The sequence below is a fragment of the Falsiroseomonas ponticola genome (assembly GCF_016805305.1).
Lineage (GTDB): Bacteria > Pseudomonadota > Alphaproteobacteria > Acetobacterales > Acetobacteraceae > Falsiroseomonas > Falsiroseomonas ponticola.
The window spans coordinates 185013-202625 of record NZ_JAERQN010000012.1 but is presented as its reverse complement, the minus strand read 5'-3'; the positions used below and the strand labels follow the sequence as shown (position 1 = coordinate 202625).

Annotated in this window: 16 protein-coding genes; 8 read left to right on the top strand and 8 right to left on the bottom strand. The window is 72.5% G+C overall.

What is annotated here, in order from left to right; all coding sequences use genetic code 11:
• Position 1: 1 nt before the first annotated feature.
• Positions 2–772, bottom strand: a complete 771-nt coding sequence (locus JJI54_RS27190) for a hypothetical protein (protein WP_203076558.1) — start codon at positions 770–772, stop codon at positions 2–4.
• A 259-nt stretch (positions 773–1031) separates the two neighbouring features.
• On the opposite strand from JJI54_RS27190, the gene JJI54_RS27185 reads away from it, so the two are divergent.
• From JJI54_RS27185 to JJI54_RS27165, 5 genes are read left to right on the top strand one after another with little or no spacing between them, the layout of a single operon-like run.
• Positions 1032–2870, top strand: a complete 1839-nt coding sequence (locus JJI54_RS27185; RefSeq protein ID WP_203076557.1) for a GAF domain-containing protein — start codon at positions 1032–1034, stop codon at positions 2868–2870.
• A gap of 11 nt (positions 2871–2881) precedes the next feature.
• Positions 2882–3193 carry an STAS domain-containing protein gene (locus tag JJI54_RS27180; RefSeq protein ID WP_092960902.1) on the top strand — a complete coding sequence of 104 codons (312 nt, stop codon included), beginning with the start codon at positions 2882–2884 and terminating at the stop codon, positions 3191–3193.
• 12 nt (positions 3194–3205) lie between these two features.
• Entirely contained in the window at positions 3206–4123 is a 918-nt protein-coding gene (locus JJI54_RS27175) for a methyl-accepting chemotaxis protein (protein ID WP_203076556.1), read from the top strand.
• Entirely contained in the window at positions 4120–4755 is a 636-nt protein-coding gene (locus JJI54_RS27170) for a biliverdin-producing heme oxygenase (RefSeq protein WP_203076555.1), read from the top strand. Before JJI54_RS27175 ends, JJI54_RS27170 begins: the two co-directional genes overlap by 4 nt.
• 2 nt (positions 4756–4757) lie before the next feature.
• A complete protein-coding gene (locus JJI54_RS27165) occupies positions 4758–5465 on the top strand; it encodes a hypothetical protein (RefSeq protein WP_203076554.1) in 708 nt (235 codons plus the stop codon).
• Here the strand turns inward: JJI54_RS27165 and tcuB are convergent.
• Positions 5462–6607, bottom strand: coding sequence for a tricarballylate utilization 4Fe-4S protein TcuB (tcuB, locus tag JJI54_RS27160; protein WP_203076553.1), 1146 nt, complete (start codon positions 6605–6607; stop codon positions 5462–5464). The two genes, JJI54_RS27165 and tcuB, sit on opposite strands and share 4 nt — an antisense overlap.
• Positions 6594–7991: an FAD-dependent tricarballylate dehydrogenase TcuA gene (gene tcuA / locus JJI54_RS27155; RefSeq protein WP_203076552.1), complete on the bottom strand. Its 1398-nt coding sequence runs from the start codon at positions 7989–7991 to the stop codon at positions 6594–6596. Before tcuA ends, tcuB begins: the two co-directional genes overlap by 14 nt.
• A gap of 109 nt (positions 7992–8100) precedes the next feature.
• On the opposite strand from tcuA, the gene JJI54_RS27150 reads away from it, so the two are divergent.
• Positions 8101–8775, top strand: coding sequence for a GntR family transcriptional regulator (locus JJI54_RS27150; protein WP_203076551.1), 675 nt, complete (start codon positions 8101–8103; stop codon positions 8773–8775).
• Positions 8776–8847: 72 nt separating this feature from the next.
• The gene (locus tag JJI54_RS27145; protein ID WP_203076550.1) at positions 8848–10812 is read left to right on the top strand and encodes a methyl-accepting chemotaxis protein; all 1965 of its coding nucleotides are present in this window, start codon (positions 8848–8850) and stop codon (positions 10810–10812) included.
• 66 nt (positions 10813–10878) lie between these two features.
• On the opposite strand, the gene JJI54_RS27140 is transcribed toward JJI54_RS27145, so the two are convergent.
• From JJI54_RS27140 to JJI54_RS27130, 3 genes are read right to left on the bottom strand one after another with little or no spacing between them, the layout of a single operon-like run.
• Positions 10879–11385, bottom strand: coding sequence for a DUF934 domain-containing protein (locus JJI54_RS27140; protein WP_203076549.1), 507 nt, complete (start codon positions 11383–11385; stop codon positions 10879–10881).
• A complete protein-coding gene (locus tag JJI54_RS27135; protein WP_203076548.1) occupies positions 11372–13063 on the bottom strand; it encodes a nitrite/sulfite reductase in 1692 nt (563 codons plus the stop codon). Before JJI54_RS27135 ends, JJI54_RS27140 begins: the two co-directional genes overlap by 14 nt.
• 5 nt (positions 13064–13068) lie before the next feature.
• The gene (locus tag JJI54_RS27130; protein WP_203076547.1) at positions 13069–13386 is read right to left on the bottom strand and encodes a DUF2849 domain-containing protein; all 318 of its coding nucleotides are present in this window, start codon (positions 13384–13386) and stop codon (positions 13069–13071) included.
• Between the two features lie 231 nt (positions 13387–13617).
• Here JJI54_RS27130 and cobA point away from each other — a divergent pair, with 231 nt between their 5' ends.
• Complete coding sequence (gene cobA, locus JJI54_RS27125) at positions 13618–14427, top strand: uroporphyrinogen-III C-methyltransferase (protein ID WP_318987593.1); 810 nt, start codon at positions 13618–13620, stop codon at positions 14425–14427.
• A 145-nt stretch (positions 14428–14572) separates the two neighbouring features.
• Here the strand turns inward: cobA and JJI54_RS27120 are convergent, their stop codons facing one another.
• Positions 14573–16540: a methyl-accepting chemotaxis protein gene (locus JJI54_RS27120; RefSeq protein WP_203076546.1), complete on the bottom strand. Its 1968-nt coding sequence runs from the start codon at positions 16538–16540 to the stop codon at positions 14573–14575.
• A 22-nt stretch (positions 16541–16562) separates the two neighbouring features.
• Positions 16563–17543 (bottom strand): TRAP transporter substrate-binding protein, encoded by a 981-nt coding sequence (locus JJI54_RS27115; RefSeq protein ID WP_203076545.1) that lies wholly within the window; start codon positions 17541–17543, stop codon positions 16563–16565.
• Positions 17544–17613: the final 70 nt, after the last annotated feature.

Below are 17613 nucleotides of genomic sequence, written 5' to 3'. Positions count from 1 at the left end.
TTCATGCTCCGCTGAGTTCGAGGGCGACGCCGCGCCGCCACGCCACGAGGAGGGAGGCGTGCCGCGCGGGATCGTCGGTCCAGTCCAGGTGCTGCTCCGCCAGCAGCCGAAGGCGCGGCAGCGCCGCGTCGCGGAAGGCGTCGCCCCGCGCATCGCCCGCCGCCAGCGCCAGCACCGGGTCCTGGCCGAGCCCGCCGGCCGCCAGCAGCGCCGCGCCGATGTCGCAGGCCGATTGCATCGCGGGATGGATGACGATGCCGCCCAGCGCCTGCGCGCAGGCCGCGCCGAAATCCTGCGAAAGCGCCGCGCCGATGCCGCGCCGCCCCGCCGCGATCTGCGCCAGCGCGGCCAGGCTGCGCGCCAGCGCCGCGGCCTCATGCGGCGGGCGCCCGGCCAGCGCCAGCCCATCCGCCCAGGCCAGGCGCGGCATGGCGCCCGGCGCTTCCGCCGCCGGCCACAGCGTGATGGCGCATTCCGCCAGCGGCACCGCCTGCGCGCCGAGGTCCAGCGCATCCGACAGCAGCGCCCAGAGATGCCCGAAGGCGGCGCGCGCGCCCGCCAGTTCCGGCTGCAGCACCAGCTCCGGCCGCAGCCCGTCGCGCAGCGCCACGCGGCAGGGTAGGCCCGCCAGGCCGCGGAAGGCCGGGGGCAAGGTCACCTCCACGCTGCCGCTGCCCTGCCCGGCGGACCGGATGCTCCGCGTGCCGAATTCCATGCGCGCCGTGGCCTCCTGCCACTTGCGGCCCGCCAGGATCGCCGGGCCTAGCAGCATGGCTAGCAGCGCAGTGGTTTCGCCTTCGTGAAGATGCGGCGCGCGCCAATCCGCTTCCGAAAAGGGCAAAGTTTCGCGCGCTTTGCCGCGATTTCATGCGGTGCGGCGCAACATCCTTCTATCGGGAACCGATCATTAAACCTCATCCGACGATCATGCGCGTCGCCACCGTCGCCGACGGGATGCTGGGCGATGAGGCCGGGCATCGGTGCGATGTCCCCGGATGTCCACATGGCCGGCCGAGAAGGGAAGCCAAGGCATGGCGAACATCCGAGCACATATCTGGAACGGGCGCCCCGCGCCCTGCGAGCATGACAACCTGCCGCTCGCGCGCATCGGCACCGTGCAGCCGCATGGCGTCATGATGGTGGTGGTGCCGGAAACCGGCATCGTCGAGCATGTCAGCGCCAATGTGCAGGAAATCCTGGGCGTCGCGCCGCAGGCCGTGCTCGGCCAGTCGCCCAGCGTCGCCTTCCGCGATGCCGAGAGCCTGGCGCGCATGGCGGAGATCCTGCGCCCCGGCCGCCGCTACTTCGACAACCCCACGCCGCTCGTCGCGCAGGGCAAGCGGTTCGAGGCCATCTGCCACATCCGCCAAGGGCGCCTCTTCATCGAGATCGAGCCCTATGTGGAGGCCGAGCACGACTACCAGACCATGGTCGCGACCGCCCTCGATGCCGTCGCGCGCCAGACCACGGTGCAGGGGCTGTTCGAGGCCTCCGCGAAGATGATGCACTTCGTCACGCGCTATGACCGCGTGAAGCTCTACCGCTTCCTCGCCCATGGCCACGGCGTCGTGGCGGCGGAGCATCACGCGCCCGACAGCAAGCTGCCGCATTCCTTCCTCGGCTACCATTTCTCCGCCTCCGACGTGCCGGAGAACGCGAAGGAGATCCTGCGCACCGGCAAGACGCGCCAGAAGCCGACGCAGCGCGGCTCCGTCCCGCTCCTCACCATGGGCGGCGGCGGCGACCCGGTGCCCAGCGGCGATGCCATCGACATGACGGATTGCTGGCTGCGCGGCATCCATCCCTGCGACAACGGCTACAACCGCAACCTCGGCGTCGGCAGCAACATCATCTTCCCCATCAACATCGACAACCATGTCTGGGGCCTCTTCGTCATCCACAACAAGGACGAGAAGTTCCTGAACTACGACAGCCGCGTGGTCATCGAACAGCTCTCCATGATGTTCGCCTCCCGCCTCGTGGAGCTGGAGGCGCAGGAAGCCCGCATCGCCGATCGCCAGCGCCTGAGCGCCGAGATGATCGCGACGGTGGATGGCAGCCAGGCCATGCTGGCCGCCGCCGCCGCCATGCGGGGCGACCACCTGACCAGCGCGCGGCTGCACGCCATGCATGCCGTCTCCCGCCACGTCGCGGCGCTCGCCCCCACCTATGTCTCGATCAGCGGGGTGGAGGTCGCGGCCGCGGGCCGGGCGGAGGATCGCTTCTCCTCCGACCTGCTGAGGCTCGCGGATGCCGATGGCGCCGCCGTGCTGCGCGCCGGGCCCGCGGGCCATGTCCACCTGGTCGGCGTGACGCCGGATGCGCTGACGGTGCGCGGCATCGCCTCCCTCTTCGGCTCCCGCCTGCCGAGCTTCGACAGTTCCGAATGGCGCGTCTTCGCCACCGATGCGCTGGGCGACTACACGCCGGCGGGGCCGGAGCTGCGCGCGCTGGCCAGCGGCCTGCTCGCCGCGCCCATCGGCAACCGCGGCGACATGATCATGTGGTTCCGCCGCGAACGCGTCATCGACGCCACCTGGGCCGGCCGCCCGCCGACCGCGGCGGAGCTGAACAGCGAGAAGATGTTCAGGTCCCGCGACGATTTCGCCGCGCATCGCGCACCGCTGGCCGGCGCCGCGCGCCCCTGGCTGGACCAGGAGATCCTGCTGGCCGCGCAATTCGCCAGCGCGATCGGGGAGATCTGGTCGCGCCAGGGCCGCGCCGTCAGCGCCCCCGCCTCCGACCAGCCCGGTGATCCCGTGGTGGTCGATCCCCGGTCGGAAGCCGACCTCTTCGCCCCGCGCGGCGCGGGCACCCTGCCGGCCACGCTGCCCGCCGCCCCCGGCAGCCGCTGGCATTCCGTGGCCTGAGGAGACCCGCCATGTCCATCAACGTCTCCGTCCAGGCCAGCGGCTCGCAGGCCTCCGTCACGCTGCGCGGCGTGCTCGACAGCATGAGCCAGGCGACGCTGAAGCAGCAGCTGGAACCCGTGCTCGCCAACGGCGCGGTCACGCAGATCCGCCTCGACTTCGCGGGCGTGCAGAGCATGGAGGCCGCGAGCGCCGGCATGCTGATGATGCTGAGCCACACGGCGAAGTCGAAGAACAAGTCGGTCGGCATCGTGAATGCCAACCCGGCCGTGCTGTCCCTGATGCACAAGGCCAATCTCGGCAAGGTGCTGCAGATCCAGTAGCCGGAGGCCACCATGGACGGCATGGGAACGCTTGCCGGGACGGGGGATGCCGGGGTGGCGAACGACCGCCGCGGCAGGCCCCGGCCCGAAGGGGAGAAGGACTTCTCCCGCCTCGACTTCCTCTCCTCCCGCGTGCTGGAGGAATGCGCGGTGATCCGGGAAGCCGGCGCCAAGCTCTCGAACACGCTCGAGGGCACGATGATGGAGGCCTGCTCGCTCTCCGTCAGCGCGGCGGAGACCTCCGACTTCCTCCAGCGCTCCCAGGCGGCCGGCCAGGCCCTGCTCGCCTCGACGCAGGAGATGACGTCGCTGACCGACGCGGCCCGGGCGCAGGCGGAGGATGCCGAAACCCGCGCCGCCGCCGGCGCCACCTCCATCGACGCGCTGGTCTCCACCTTCGGCACGATCGGGGAGTTCCTGCGCGGCATCAACAAGATCTCCGCCCAGACCAACCTGCTGTCGCTGAATGCGCGGATCGAGGCGACGCGCGCCGGCCAGCACGGCGCCGGCTTCGCCGTCATCGCGCAGGAGGTGAAGGTGCTGGCCGGGGAGGCGGGGACGCTCAGCGCCAACATCGAGTCCCGCCTGCGGGAACTGGTGGCCGCCACGCGCGGCGTGCAGGCAGATTTCGGCGCCATCGTCCAGGCCGTTCACGGCGCCACCGCCACGCTGACGGACCTGCTCAACCGCCAGCGTTCGCTGGCCGAGAAGATCGGCGATGGCTGCCAGCAGACCGTGGACGCCGCCGGCATGATGGCCGGCGTGAACGACGTGATCACCCGCATGCAGCTCGCGATCAGCGAGACGGGGGAGGCCTATGTGCAGCTCACCCGCTCGCTGGACACGCTCACCGTCTCGGCGGAGGGCGTGGTCCGCAACCGCGAGGGGCTTCTGACCGCCACGATCGAAACGCAGAAGGCGTTGACATGATGTCCATCGCGCTGGCGGAAGCCCCCGCCTTTCCCACCCTGGCCCCGCCGCTGACGCTCCGCCTGCGGCAGGAGACACGGGACCTGCATGACCGGATCGAGGCGAATGCCCGCTTCGCCCGCCTCATGGCGCCCGACCTGACCATCGCGGAGTATCGCCTGCTGGTGGCGCGGCTGCATGGCCACCACGCGCCGCTGGAAGCGGCGCTGGATGCCATGGCGCATCGCCTGCCGGCCTGCCTTTCGCTCCATCGCCGCCTGAACCGCCGCGCCGCGCTGATGGCGGACCTCCGCGCGCTCGGCTTCCCGCCGGCGGAGATCGCGGCGCTGCCGCGCTGCGAACCCCATGCCGTGCGCAGCGTGGAGCAGGCGCTGGGCGCGCTCTATGTGCTCGAAGGCTCGACCCTTGGCGGGCAGCTCATCGCCCGCCACCTGCACGCCACGCTCGGCATCGATGCGACCAGCGGCGCCGCCCATGTCGTGCCGCATGGCGCGGAAACCGGCACGCTGTGGCGGGATTTCCGCCTGGCGCTGGATGAAGGCGCCGCGGCCGCGCAGTTCGATCCCGATGCCGTCGTCGCCGCCGCCCGCCGCGCCTTCGATGCGCTGGACCGCTGGGTGGCGGCGGGCTGACCGTGACCCTGATCCGGCGGCTGGAAGACGCGGCCGATGCGCTGGCCGCCAGCGCCATCGCGCTGCCCGGCGCCACCGTCCTGCCGGCGGAGGATTGGCTGGCGCGCGCCCGCGCGGAAGGCACGCTGCGCCGCCCCATCGCCTGGCGCAACACGGTGGTGGCAACCCCCGCGCTGCGCCGCCTGCATGTCGAATTCTTCGCCATCCCCGGTGAGATCGCGGTGCTGCACGCCTGCGCCTTCCCGCATCTGGACCAGGGCTTGCCCATCTACGGCTTCGACGTGATCGCCGGCCAGGACCGCGCCACCGGCTGCTTCCTGGACCTGTCGCCGACGGTGCCGCAGGCCGATGCGCTGATCGAAGCCTGGGCCGGTGACATCGCCCCGCATCGCGACGCGCTCGGCACCACGCGCATCCTGCCTGAATGGACCGCGATCTTCTCGCCCCGCGTCGTCGCTGTGCGGCCGGCGGATGCGGCGGCCTTCCAGGCGGGGCTCGATCTGGGGGCCGCGACGCTCCGGCGCCTCCGCGCCGCCCCGCGCTGCGACGCCATCGCCATGGCCGCCGCGCAGGCCCGCTACATCGAAGGCCAGCGCCGCAACGACCGCACGCGCCGGATGCTCGCTTCCTGCATCGGCGCCGACCTCGCCGATGCCTTCATCGCGGAGTGCCTCTTCCCGCCCGTGCCGGCGCCGGCGGAGGCCGCCTAGGCCCGCGCACGCTCCCGCGCATTCCGCAGCAGCGCGATGCCGCGATACACGCCGTGCACCATCTTGCTGTAGGGCAGCACCACGAACAGCGACAGCACCAGCCCGAAATGCAGCGCCAGCATGAAGCCCATGGCGCCGGTGTGCCGCACCGCCAGCAGCAGCAGCCCCGTCGATCCGATCAGGAACAGCAGGCCGAGCATCGCATACTCGCCGCCCAGCAGCTTGCGCGCCACCGGCACCGGATCGGTGATGACCTTCACCCGCAGCAGCCCCGCCGTGCCGATGCACAGCAGCACGCCGCCCCAGGTGCCGAGCTGCACGGGCAGGCTCAGGAAGGCATGCGGCGACTTCCAGCCGAAGACGTGGTGGTAGATGGCCCCCGTCGTCGTCGCGGCGAAGCAGAGCATGAAGCCGTAGAACATCGCCTGGTGCAGCCAGCGCCGCTGCTGCGCGAAGCTGTCATCGACATCGTTGCAGCCATGCCCGCCACCGCCGAGGTTCCGTAGGGTCAGCACATCCACCGCGGCCTCCGCCACCGGCGCGGGGGCGATCGGCCCGCCCAGCCCCCCCGTGCCGCGCCAGTACCGCACCGCCCCCATCGCCATCGCCAGGATGGCGAAGCCGAAGGTGGTGCCCGCCAGCGCGTTGATCAGCCACAGCGGGATGATGCGGAAGAAGGCCCCCGTGCCCGTCTGCGCCGTCCACAGCTTGGACGGATCCACCAGCGCCACCGCCAGCAGCAGCGCCAGCGTCGTCAGCAGCGTCGCGACGGCCACCACCACCGTGCCGTTCCTCTCGAAGGCACGGCCCATGGCGGGCGGCCAGGCATATTGCGCGTAGGTCTCCTGCCGGATGGTCGCGAAGGTGGCCGGGATGTTGATGCCGAAGGCATGCGGCGGCGCGTATTGGCAGGCGTGGTAGCAGCCCTTGCAGCCATGGCAGAGATTGGCCAGGTGCGTCAGGTCCGCCGTCGCGAATTCCCGCCGCGCGGCCATGGCGGGGAAGACGGCGCAATAGCCCTCGCAATACCGGCAGGCATTGCACACCGCCATCTGGCGACGCGCTTCCTGGTAGGCGTCGCTTTCCGTCACTTCCGCCTCGCGCAGCAGCGCGTCCAGCTTGCTCATCTCAGTTGCGGACATGCTTCGCCGCTCCCTCACCGGCCAGGCGGCCGAAGACCGTGCCCAGCGTCATGCCGAACCCCGCCAGGTAGCCCTGGCCGAGGATGTTGCCGGACATGATCTCGCCGCTGGCGAACATGTTCCCGGAAGGCTTGCCATCCGCCATCAGCACGCGCGCCTTGTCGTCCACCTTCACGCTGAGGAAGGTGAAGGTGATGCCGGGCCGCAGCGGATAGGCGTAGTAGGGCGGCTTGTCGATGCGCCGCGCCCAGTGGCTTTTCGGCGGGGTCAGCCCTTCCGTCCGGCAATCATCGGGCGTCATCGGCGTGAAGGTGCCCGGCACGACGGCAGCGTTGTAGTCGGCGACCACCTTCTCCAGCTTCGCCGCATCCATGCCGGCCTGCTGCGCGATGCCCGCGATCGTGTCGGCCTTGTAGGGCGGATAGACGGAGGGCAGGAAGTTCATGACGGCCTGGCTATCGGTCACCGCCAGCGCCACCTGGCCCGGCTGCTGCGCGATCAGCCGCCCCCAGATCGCGTAGCGCTTCGGCCAGACATCCTCGCCCTCATCGTAGAAGCGCTCGACATTGCGGTTCACGACGATGGCGAAGGGCACGCAATCCAGCCGCATGGCCAGCCCGCCATCCTCCATCGGTGCCCGCGCGTCATTCGCCACCGCGTGGAACTGCGTGGGATCGCCGACCTCCTGCACGCCCTGCGCCAGCAGATCCTTCAGGATGGTGCCCTGTGCATAGGGCGTGCCGCGGATCTGGAAGTTGTCCGCCGCATCGCCCCAATACTCCCGCAGCCAGTTGCGGTTCGCCTGGAACCCGCCGGAGGACGCGACCAGCGCCTTGAAGCGGATGCGCTCCGGGAAGCCGGCATGGCTCACCACCGCCTCCGTCGCCCAGCCTTCCTCCACCTTGATGTGCTGCACCTCCGTGTCGAACAGCGTGACGATGCCGAGCCGCGCGCATTCCCGGTACAGCGCATTCACCAGCGCCTTGCCGCCGCCCAGGAAGAAGGCATTGGTGCGGGAGAGGGACAGCGTGCCCGACAGGCTCGGCTGGAACACCACGCCGCAGCTCGCCAGGAAGTCCGGCGCATGCTGGCTGGCGCGGATGCACATGCGCGCCAGCGCCTCATCCGTCTTGCCCGCGGTCACGCGGCGGAGGTCGTCCCAGTACTCCTCCTCCAGGTAGCTGTCCGTCATCACCTGGGTCGGGCCGGGATGCATGGTCCGCAGGTTGCGCGTGTGCCGCGAATTGCCGCCGCGCAGCGGGGGAGGCGACGCCTCGCACAGGATCACGCTCGCCCCCGCCCGCGCGGCGGTGATGGCGGCACAGAGCGCGGCGTTGCCGCCGCCCACGACCAGCACGTCATAGACTCGGGAGAAGTCGGGCATGGCGGCCCCTCGGTCAGCTTCTGGGCGCCTTTGTATCCAACGGTATCCACTGATGTCCAGATACCCGTTCCAATCGCGCCCCGGGCTGCGCTAGACCAGGGCCATGGACATGCCCCTGCCCAGCCGGGACCTCGGCCAGGAAGCCTATGCGCGCATCCGCGCCGCGATCCGCGACGGCACCCTCGCCCCGGGGCTGCGGCTGACGGAGACGGACCTCGCCGCCCGCTTCGGCGTCTCCCGCACCCCCGTCCGCCAGGCCATCGCCCGTCTGGAATCGGAGGGTCTGCTCACCCACGAGGCGCGCCGCGGCCTCACCGTCACCCGCCCCGACCACGCCCAGGTGGTGGAGCTCTATGTGATGCGGGAGGTGCTGGAAGGCGCCGCCGCGCGCCTCGCCGCGCAGCACGCCAGCCCGACGGAGATCGGCGCCATGGCGGAGCTCATCGCCTCCGAACCCGCCTGTTTCGACGATGCCCGCGCCCTGGCGGAGACCAACCAGCGCCTGCACGGCCTGCTCTACCTGGCCGCCCACAACCGCTATCTGCTGCGCAGCCTGGAACAGCTGGGCGCCACCATGGCGCTGCTCCCCACCCTGCTGACGGTGGGCGGCCGCGCCCAGCAGGCCCACGCCGAACACCAGGCCATCCTCGCCGCCCTGCAGGCGCGGGATGGCCTGGCCGCCGAAACCGCCGCCCGCGCCCATGCCCAGGCCGCGCAGCGCCACCGCCTCGCCTGGCTGGTGCGCACGGTGGGCGTGCCCTACGCGGCGCCCGGCGGCGCCTGAGCGCCACCCACGCCGCCCGGTAACGCTTCGTCAGCACCGCAGGGCGAATGATCGGGAAAACGGAGTATCCCGATGCCCGCCATGTCGCTGCGGATCCGCCTTCTATCGGCTATCGGGGGAGCGGCGCTCGTCTCCGGCGCCGCCATGGGCGGCTTCGCCCTGTGGCAGCAGCACAGGCAGGCCGCGCGCAGCGTGGATGGGCTGATCGGCACCGCCGCCGAACGCCTGGCCAGCGCGATCGAGGATGAGGGCCGCATCGCCCTGGCCATCGCCACCACCCTCTCCGGCAACCCGGACCTGCTGCGCGCCGTGGTGGCGAATGACCGTGCCGCGACGCTCGCCATCCTGGCCCCCGTCCACCGCGCCCTGACCCAGGCCTATGGCCCCGGCCTGGTCAACATCGTGACCCCCCCCGGCATCGCCTTCGCCCGCGCCCACACCCCCGAAGCGCATGGGGACCGCATGGTCCCGCGGCGGGAGACGATCCAGCGCGCCTTCGCGGAAGGCCGCCCCTCGGCGGGGATCGAGCCGGGGCGGGAGAACATCAGCATCCTCGCCGTGGTGCCGCTGCGCCATGAAGGCCGCGTCATCGCCGCGGTGGATGCCGGCTTCGCCATGGGCCCCGCCATCGCCGAGCGCCTGCACCGGCAGACCGGCGCGCAGGTGGTGCTGCACCGCACGGCCGGCGACCGCCTGGTGGTCTTCGGCGCCAGCCGCCAGGGCGGCGGCCTGCTGCCGCAGGAAGCCCTCCAGGCCGCGCTGAAGGGGGAAGGCACCACGCGCGCCATCACGATCGATGGCCGCGAAGGCATGGCCCGGGCGCAGCCGCTCCGCAGCCTCGCCGGCGAAGTCGTCGGCGTGATCGAGATCTGGCAGGACAGCACCGCGATGGCGGAGGAAGCCGCCGGCAACCGCCTGGCCCTGCTCGGCGCCCTGGCCGCGCTGCTGCTGGCCGCCGGCGCCGCCGCCATCTGGCTGGCCGAAGGCGTCCGCCGGCCGATGACGAGGATCGCCCACCGCCTGCACGGCATCGCGGAAGGCGAGACCACCGCCCCCGTACCCTTCCGCGACCGTGGCGACGAGCTGGGCGAGATCGCCCGCGCCGCGGAGACGCTGCGCGCCACGACGGAGGAAGCGGCCCGCCTCCGTGCCGAACAGGACCGGCTGCGGGATGCGGCGGAAGCGCAGCGCCGCAGCACCGCCCTGGTCATCGCCGGCCAGCTGGACAGCGAGATCGGCGCCGTCGCCACCGCGCTGCGCGGCGCCTCCGACGCGCTGGCCGATAGCGGCGTCGATTTCGGCCATCGCGCCAGCGCCGCCGGCGAACGCGCCGGCCGCGCGGCGGAAGGCGCCGGCCTGGCCTCGGCGGAGGTCTCCACCGTCGCCGCCGCCACCGAGGAACTCTCCGCCTCGGTGGCCGAGATCACCCGCCAGGTCGCCGAAGCCGCCCGCACCGCGCGCCAGGCGGTGGAGGAAGCCCGCCGCACCGACCAGACCGTGGGCAGCCTGGCGGAGGCCAGCCAGCGCATCGGCCAGGTCGTGCAGCTGATCGCCGACATCGCCGCCCGCACCAACCTGCTGGCCCTGAACGCGACCATCGAGGCCGCGCGCGCCGGCGATGCCGGCAAGGGCTTCGCGGTGGTGGCGAGCGAGGTGAAGGCGCTGGCCGCGCAGACCGCCAAGGCCACGGACGATATCGGCCACCAGATCGGCGCCATGCAGCAATCCGCCCTTGCCTCCGCCGGCGCCATCCAGGGCATTGCCGGCATCATCGGCACGCTGGACAGCATCGCCGCCGCCATTGCCGCCGCGGTCGAACAGCAGGGCGCCGCCACGCAGGAAATCGCCCGCAGCGTGCAGCAGGCCGCCCAGGGCACCGCCCGCGTCACCGCGGAAGTCGCCGGCGTCTCCGAAGGCACCAACAGCCTGGGGGAGGCCGCGCGCCAGGTCATCGCCCTCGGCCAGGAAGTGGGCGCCCAGGAACGCCGGCTGCAGGACAACCTCGCCGGCCTGTCGGCCCGGCTGCGGGCGGCCTGAGCGGGGCCGGGCGGCGGAAAGGGCAGGGGGGGCGCTACCCCCCGGCCGGGCCCCGCGCCGGCCCGGTCAGCCCCGCGGCGCCAGGCTCACGCGCCGGCGCAGCAGGTTCGCGCCGCCATCGCCGGTGGTGGCGGGCTGGTAGGCCAGCGGGATGGTATCCCGCATCCGGGTCCAGACGGTGGCGTCGGCATCGTCCGGCACCGCCACGGTGGTGAAGCCGCAGCGCAGCAGGGCGGCGTACTGGTCCGGGATCACATGGCCGGTGGCGCGGATCTCCCCGGTATAGCCGTGGTATTCGCGCAGCGCGCGGGCCTGGGTGAAGGCGCGGCCGTCGCGGTGCTTCGGCAGGCTCAGCGCCACCAGTGCCAGGCGGGGCAGCCAGGGCTTCAGCGCGGCGGGGTTGGTATCGGGCGGCAGCGCCACGCCCAGCGGCGCGTTGCGCCCGGCCAGCGCAGCGCCTTCGCGCCGCAGCCGGTCGATCGACACCAGCGCCGCGCCTTTCGGCAGCGGCTCGTCATCCGCGACGCGGGCGAAGCGGTCCTCGACCAGCCGGTCGCCATCAAGCAGGGGCATAGAGCGCTTCCTTGAAGGGCGCGGGGCCGATGCGGCGGTAGGTGTCCTTGAACAGCTCGCCGGGTTCGCGATGCGCGACATAGGTGCGCACCAGGGTCTCCACCGCGTCCACGACGCTGTCGTAGCCGAAGGCGGGGCCGATCAGCTCGCCGATCGTCGCATCATTGGTCGCCGATCCACCGAGCGTGATCTGGTACACCTCCTCGCCCCGCTTATCCACGCCGAGCAGCCCGATATGGCCCACATGGTGGTGCCCGCAGGCGTTGATGCAGCCGGAGATGTTGACGTGCAGCGTCCCGATGTCGAGCTGCCGGTCGAGGCTCGCGAAGCGTTCGCTGATGCGCTGCGCCACGGGGATGCTGCGCGCGGTGGCGAGCGCGCAGTAATCCATGCCCGGGCAGGCGATGATGTCGCTGATCAGGCCGACATTCGGCGTCGCCAGCCCGTGCTGCCGCAACCCCTTCCACAGCGCGTGCAGGTCTTCCTGCCGCACATGCGGCAGCACCAGGTTCTGCACATGGCTGACGCGGATCTCGCCGAAGGAGAAGGCCTCCGCCAGTTCCGCCACCGCCTCCATCTGCTCGGCCGAGGCATCGCCCGGGATGCCGCCGATGGGCTTGAGGGAGATGACGACGGAGGCATAGCCCGGCGCGCGGTGCGGGTGCGTCGAGTTGCGCGCCCAGGTCGCGAAGGCCGGGTCCGCTTCCAGCGCGCGGCGGTAGCGCGGCGGATCGTCCTGCAGGTCGGCGAAGGGGGGCGGCGCGAAATGCGCGCGGATGGCGGCGGTGATGGCGGGGTCCAGCCGGTAGCGCCCGGCCGGCATCGCGGCCAGCTCCTCCTCCACCAGCCGGCGGAATTCGTCGCCGAGGTCGCGGACCAGGATCTTGATGCGCGCCTTGTAGATGTTGTCGCGCTGGCCGAGCGCGTTGTAGACGCGCAGCACCGCTTCCATGGTCTGCAGGAAGTCGGCTTCCGGCACGAAGTCGAACAGCTTCGTGCCGATGATCGGCGTGCGGCCGAGCCCGCCGCCCACCCAGACCTCGAAGCCGATGGCGCCGGCCTCGTTCCGCTTCGCCGTCACGCCGATGTCGTGCACCTTGATGGCGGCGCGGTCATGCGGCGCGCCGGTGATGGCGATCTTGAACTTGCGCGGCAGGTAGGTGAATTCGGGGTGCAGCGTGGACCATTGCCGCAGGATCTCGGCATAGACGCGGGGATCGACGATCTCGTCCTTCGCGGCGCCGGCGAATTCGTCGGTCGTCACGTTGCGCACGCAATTGCCGCTGGTCTGGATGGCGTGCATGTCCACATCGGCCAGGGCCTGGAGCATGTCGATCACATCCTCCAGCTTCGTCCAGTTGAACTGGATGTTCTGCCGCGTGGTGAAGTGGCCGAAGCCGCGGTCCCAGCGCCGGGCAATGTGGCCCAGCTGCCGCATCTGCCGCGCATCGATCACGCCATAGGGGATGGCGACGCGCAGCATATAGGCGTGCAGCTGCAGATAGAGGCCGTTCATCAGCCGCAGCGGCTTGAACTCGTCCTCCGTCAGCTCGCCGGACAGGCGCCGCGCGACCTGATCGCGGAATTCCGCGATGCGCGCGGCCAGGAAGTCCCGGTCCACCTCGTCATAGCGGTAGGTGCGGGCATGGGGCGGGATGGCGTGGGTGATCTGGTCCATGGCGGTCAGGAAGCCTGTCGCAGCGCCGGGCGCGGCTCGGCATCGATGGAGGGTCCGGCCGCGCGCAGCCTTTCCCGGAATTTCAACGGCACCGGCCCGGCCGCAACCTCGACGGTATAGGCGGCGACGACGATCCGCGCCTTCTCCGCCGCCTGGCCGAGCGCGAGCGCCGCCGCGGCATCCGCGGCCGGGAAGACGCGGGCGCCGGCCACGTCGCCGGTCCAGCCCGCCTCGGCCAGCCAAACCACGCGTCCGGTACGGAGATCATTGGCGGTGACCACCACCGGGGCGGTGGCGGGGCGGATCTTCGCCGGTGCGGCCATGGCGGCTTCCTTCCCTGCGGCGCGACGGGCGCCGGGTGTGGCGTGGCTGGGTTCAATTAACGCCTGGGAACGTCACAATCAACGCATCGACGCAGCGGATGATCGCGAAATGCCAGAATTTTTCTCCCCGGCCCGGTAATGGCTGTCATGCGCCCGGGAATGGCCCTATTGGTGATGGTGCTGGAGTATGGTGTTCTCCTCGTCCTGTCCGGTGATAAGCGATGGTGAATCGTGAATAAGCGTTCCGCGCTCGGCCCGGCCCAGGGCCCGATGCCTGGGGAGGTCTGGCTGGTCGGCGCCGGCCCCGGCGATCCCGGCCTGTTGACCCTGCGCGCGGCGGAAGCGCTGAAGCGCGCGGACCTCGTGCTGCATGATGCGCTGCCCGGCCGCGCCGTGCTCCGCCTGGTCCGCCCGGGGGCGGAGGTGGTGCCCGTCGGCAAGCGCAAGGGCGCCGCCCCGGTCAGCCAGGCCCGGATCAATGCCCGCCTCATCGCCGGCGCCCGCGCCGGGCTGCGCGTGGTGCGCCTGAAGGGGGGGGACCCCTTCGTCTTCGGCCGGGGGGGTGAGGAAGCGCAGGCGCTGGATGCCGCCGGCATCCCCTGGAAGGTCGTCCCCGGCGTCACCGCCGGCACCGCCGCCCCGGCCGCCGCGGGCATCCCGCTGACGCATCGCGGCGTCGCCAGCGCCGTCACCTTCGTCACCGGCCATGACGAGGCCGGCGACCTGCCGGGCGCCGTGAACTGGGATGCCCTGGCGCGGCTGGACGGCACCATCGCCGCCTTCATGGCCCTGTCGCGGCTGGATGAGATCGCGCTGCGCCTGCTGGCCGGCGGCCGCCCGCCCGCGACGCCGGTCGCCATCATCGCCCAGGCGACGACGCCCGATCAGCAGGTGCTTCACAGCACCCTCGGCACCTGCACCCTCGATGCGCGCCGCGCCGCGCTGCCCAAGCCCGCCCTGGTCGTGATCGGGCAGGTCGCGGCGCTCGGCCTCGGCGCCGTGCTGCCGCAGGCCGAGGCCGCGCGCCGCGCCGCCATGTGACCGGCCCGCCCCGGCATTCAGCGGGCTGCCGAGGCTGAAGCCCGTCTGGAGCAATATGCGTTCAGATGGAATCTTCTGAACGCATTTCTTGCTCCAGATTCAATGACTTCTAGAGCACGCTGCGTTCATTTGAACGCAGCGTGCTCTAGGCCGCGCGCAGCCCCCGCAGCAGCCCGTCCAGCGAAGCGCGCAGCGCCTGGCCCTGCCGCGTCACCTCCCCGGTCGCGTCGCGCAGCGTGCGCAGCGCCTGGCTGTTGGCGTCCACGCCGGCGCTCACATGGGCGATGTTGGAGGATACCTGCCGGGTGCCGGACGCGGTCTCCGCCACGTTGCGCGCGATCTCCTGCGTCGCGGCGCCCTGCTGTTCCACCGCCGCGGCGATGGTGGTGGCGATCTGGTCCACCTGCTCGATGATCCCGGCGATGCCGCGGATCGCCTCCACCGCCTCCCGCGTCGCGCCCTGGATGCCGGTGATCTGCTGGCCGATCTCCTCCGTCGCGCGGGCGGTCTGCCCGGCCAGCGCCTTCACCTCGCTGGCCACCACCGCGAATCCCTTGCCCGCATCGCCGGCCCGCGCCGCCTCGATCGTCGCGTTCAGCGCCAGCAGGTTGGTCTGCCCGGCGATGTCCCCGATCAGCTTCAGCACGTCGCCGATCCGCCCCGCGGCTTCCGACAGCCCCGCCATGCGGTCATTCGCCGCGCCGGCATCCGCCACCGCCTGGCGGCTCACCTCCGCCGCGCGCGCCACCTGGCGGCTGATCTCCTGCACCGATCCCGCCAGCTCCTCGGTCGCCGCGGCCACGGTCTGCACGGTGGCGGTCATCGCCTCCGCCCCGACGGAGACGGAGGAGGCGCGCCGCGCCGTCTCATCCGCCGTGCCGGAGAGGCTGGCGATCGAGCCGTCCAGCAGCCCCGCCGAATCGCCCAGCCCCTGCACCACGGCGCCGAACTGCGCCTGCACCCGGTCCGCCAGCTCCCGCTGCGCGGCCAGCCGCGCCGCCTCCGCGGCCTGGCGCGCCTCCTCCGCCTCCGCCTCCAGCGCGCGGGCGCGCAGCAGCCCGGCCCGGAAGGTCTCGGCGGAGCGGGCCATGGCGCCGATCTCGTCGCGCCGCTCGCCGCCCGGCACCGGCTCCTCCAGCGCGCCCGCCGCCATCCCGTCCATGCGCCGGCCCAGCGCCAGGATGGGCCGCGTCGTCGCCCGGCCGATCAGCACCGCCAGCACCAGCCCCAGCGCGGAGGCCAGCGCCGCGCCGCCCAGCAGCGCCATGCGCTGCGCATCGGCCGCCGCCTGCGTCGCCGCCGTCATCGCCGCGAAGCGCTGCCCCGCCGCGTCCCGCGCCGCATTCACCCCGTCGGAGGCCCGGGCCAGCAGCGCCTCCATCGCCTGCGCCCGCGCCTGGCGGGCGGCGATGGTGGCGTCCAGCCGGCCCTGCGCCTGCAGCAGCGCATCGGCGGCGGTCAGGATGGATTGCGTCATCCGCTGCGCCCGCGCGGTCAGGGTCCCGTTGCCGGCGATCTCCTGCGCGATGCCGCGCAGCCGGGCGGATTCCTCCGTGGCCAGCGCCGCGTCGCGCCGTTCCTCGCTGCCGGCATAGCGCCCGATGGCCCCGAGGATGACGGCATAGCTCGCCTGCAGGCGCATCACCTGGGCGACCAGCCCCGCATCCCCGCTGCGCGCGGCGATATCCGCCAGCGTGCTGACCGGGTTGCCCAGCGCGCCGCTCGCCCCGGCCAGCGCGCCGGCGGCCGCCCCGCGCTCGGCCAGCGCCTCCGTCAGCGCCCGCCCCGCCTCGGTCAGCGCCCCCGGCCCGGGGCTGCCCGGCAGGCTCGCCAGCTGCCCCTCCAGCGCCTGCAGCTGCGCCAGCAGCGCGTCGCGCTCCGCCGCCGCCTCGCTCGCCTGGTAGGCCGCCAGGCGCTGCCGCGCATCGCCCACGGCCCGCGCGGCGGATGCCGTGCCGCCCAGCGCGGCGAAGGCGGCATCGCGCCCCGCATTGGCGTCGCGCAGCTGCTCCGCCTTGATCAGCGCCAGGCCGGCCGCCAGCCCGAAGGCCGCGATCACCGCCAGGAAGCCGCCCAGCAGCCGGAACCGGATGGACCGGGGGTCGAGGCGCATGGCCCTGCTCCGCCGTCCGCCGTCAGGATACCAGCCCGGTCATCCGCCGCACCGATTCCGCGCCGAAGACGGCCGAAAGACGCTCCCGCGCCGGCGCCGTCGCCGCCCGCATCGCCGCGCCATCCACATCCGTCACCACCGTCATGCCCGCCGCCCGCAGCTGGTCGAGCCCCGCGCTCTCCATCCGGTCCGCCAGCTGCCGGGACGCCGCCGCCCCCGCCGGCATGGCGGCCAGCACCATCGCCCGGTCGGCCTGCGGCAACTCCTCCAGCACCTCGGTGGACATGGCGAGGGCGGCCGGCGTGTACACATGCCCGGTCAGCGACAGGTGCGACTGGAAGCGGTGCAGCTGCGCCGCGACGATGATGTTGACCGGGTTCTCCTGCGCCTCGAACCGCCCGGTGCGCAGCGCCTCCGGCAGCTGCGGGAAGGGCAGGGCATCCGCCGCCGCGCCCATGGCGCGGAAGCTCTCCATGATGGCTTCCGAGATCGGCACGCGGATCTTGAGGCCCCGCAACGCCGCCGGATCACGCACCGGCCGGTTGGCGGTGATGTGCCGGAAGCCCACCTCGCACCAGGCGCCGACGCTCAGCCCCTTGTCGCGCAGCAGCGCCGCGCAATGCTGGCCGAGCGCCCCGTCCAGCGCGCCGCGCGCCTGCGCCGCGTCCCGGAACAGGTAGGGCGTCTCCAGCAGCCCCACCTCCCGCGCCAGCGCCGCGGTGGTGCCGACCGGCGCGATGGTCGCGTCCAGCGTGCCCTCCGACACCGCCTTCAGCATCTCCGCCTCGCTGCCCAGCGCCGAATTGGGGACGATCTCCAGCCCGTAGCGCCCGCCGCTCGCGGCCTGCAGCGCGGCATCGAAGCCGGTGGCCGCGGCATGCAGCACGGAATCGGTGGAGTTGTTGTGGCCCACCTTGAAGCGCCGGCTCTGCGCCCGCGCGGCATGGGGCGCGGCCAGCGTGGCGACGGCGGCGCCGAGCGCCAGGCGACGGGACAGCATCATGGTACGTTCTTCTCCGGGTTAGCGGCCGGAGGATGCCGATACCGTCCTACTGTTCGCTTAAAGGCGGGCG

Excerpts from the sequence above, each read along its gene's own strand:
- JJI54_RS27185 (WP_203076557.1), top strand. The coding sequence starts at position 1,032 with ATGGCGAACATCCGAGCACATATCTGGAACGGGCGCCCCGCGCCCTGC.
- JJI54_RS27175 (WP_203076556.1), top strand. The coding sequence starts at position 3,206 with ATGGACGGCATGGGAACGCTTGCCGGGACGGGGGATGCCGGGGTGGCG.
- JJI54_RS27180 (WP_092960902.1), top strand. The coding sequence starts at position 2,882 with ATGTCCATCAACGTCTCCGTCCAGGCCAGCGGCTCGCAGGCCTCCGTC.
- JJI54_RS27130 (WP_203076547.1), bottom strand. The coding sequence starts at position 13,386 with ATGGCCGCACCGGCGAAGATCCGCCCCGCCACCGCCCCGGTGGTGGTC.
- JJI54_RS27115 (WP_203076545.1), bottom strand. The coding sequence starts at position 17,543 with ATGATGCTGTCCCGTCGCCTGGCGCTCGGCGCCGCCGTCGCCACGCTG.
- JJI54_RS27170 (WP_203076555.1), top strand. The coding sequence starts at position 4,120 with ATGATGTCCATCGCGCTGGCGGAAGCCCCCGCCTTTCCCACCCTGGCC.
- tcuB (WP_203076553.1), bottom strand. The coding sequence starts at position 6,607 with ATGTCCGCAACTGAGATGAGCAAGCTGGACGCGCTGCTGCGCGAGGCG.
- JJI54_RS27145 (WP_203076550.1), top strand. The coding sequence starts at position 8,848 with ATGCCCGCCATGTCGCTGCGGATCCGCCTTCTATCGGCTATCGGGGGA.
- JJI54_RS27140 (WP_203076549.1), bottom strand. The coding sequence starts at position 11,385 with ATGCCCCTGCTTGATGGCGACCGGCTGGTCGAGGACCGCTTCGCCCGC.
- JJI54_RS27120 (WP_203076546.1), bottom strand. The coding sequence starts at position 16,540 with ATGCGCCTCGACCCCCGGTCCATCCGGTTCCGGCTGCTGGGCGGCTTC.
- JJI54_RS27135 (WP_203076548.1), bottom strand. The coding sequence starts at position 13,063 with ATGGACCAGATCACCCACGCCATCCCGCCCCATGCCCGCACCTACCGC.
- tcuA (WP_203076552.1), bottom strand. The coding sequence starts at position 7,991 with ATGCCCGACTTCTCCCGAGTCTATGACGTGCTGGTCGTGGGCGGCGGC.
- JJI54_RS27150 (WP_203076551.1), top strand. The coding sequence starts at position 8,101 with ATGCCCCTGCCCAGCCGGGACCTCGGCCAGGAAGCCTATGCGCGCATC.
- JJI54_RS27190 (WP_203076558.1), bottom strand. The coding sequence starts at position 772 with ATGCTGCTAGGCCCGGCGATCCTGGCGGGCCGCAAGTGGCAGGAGGCC.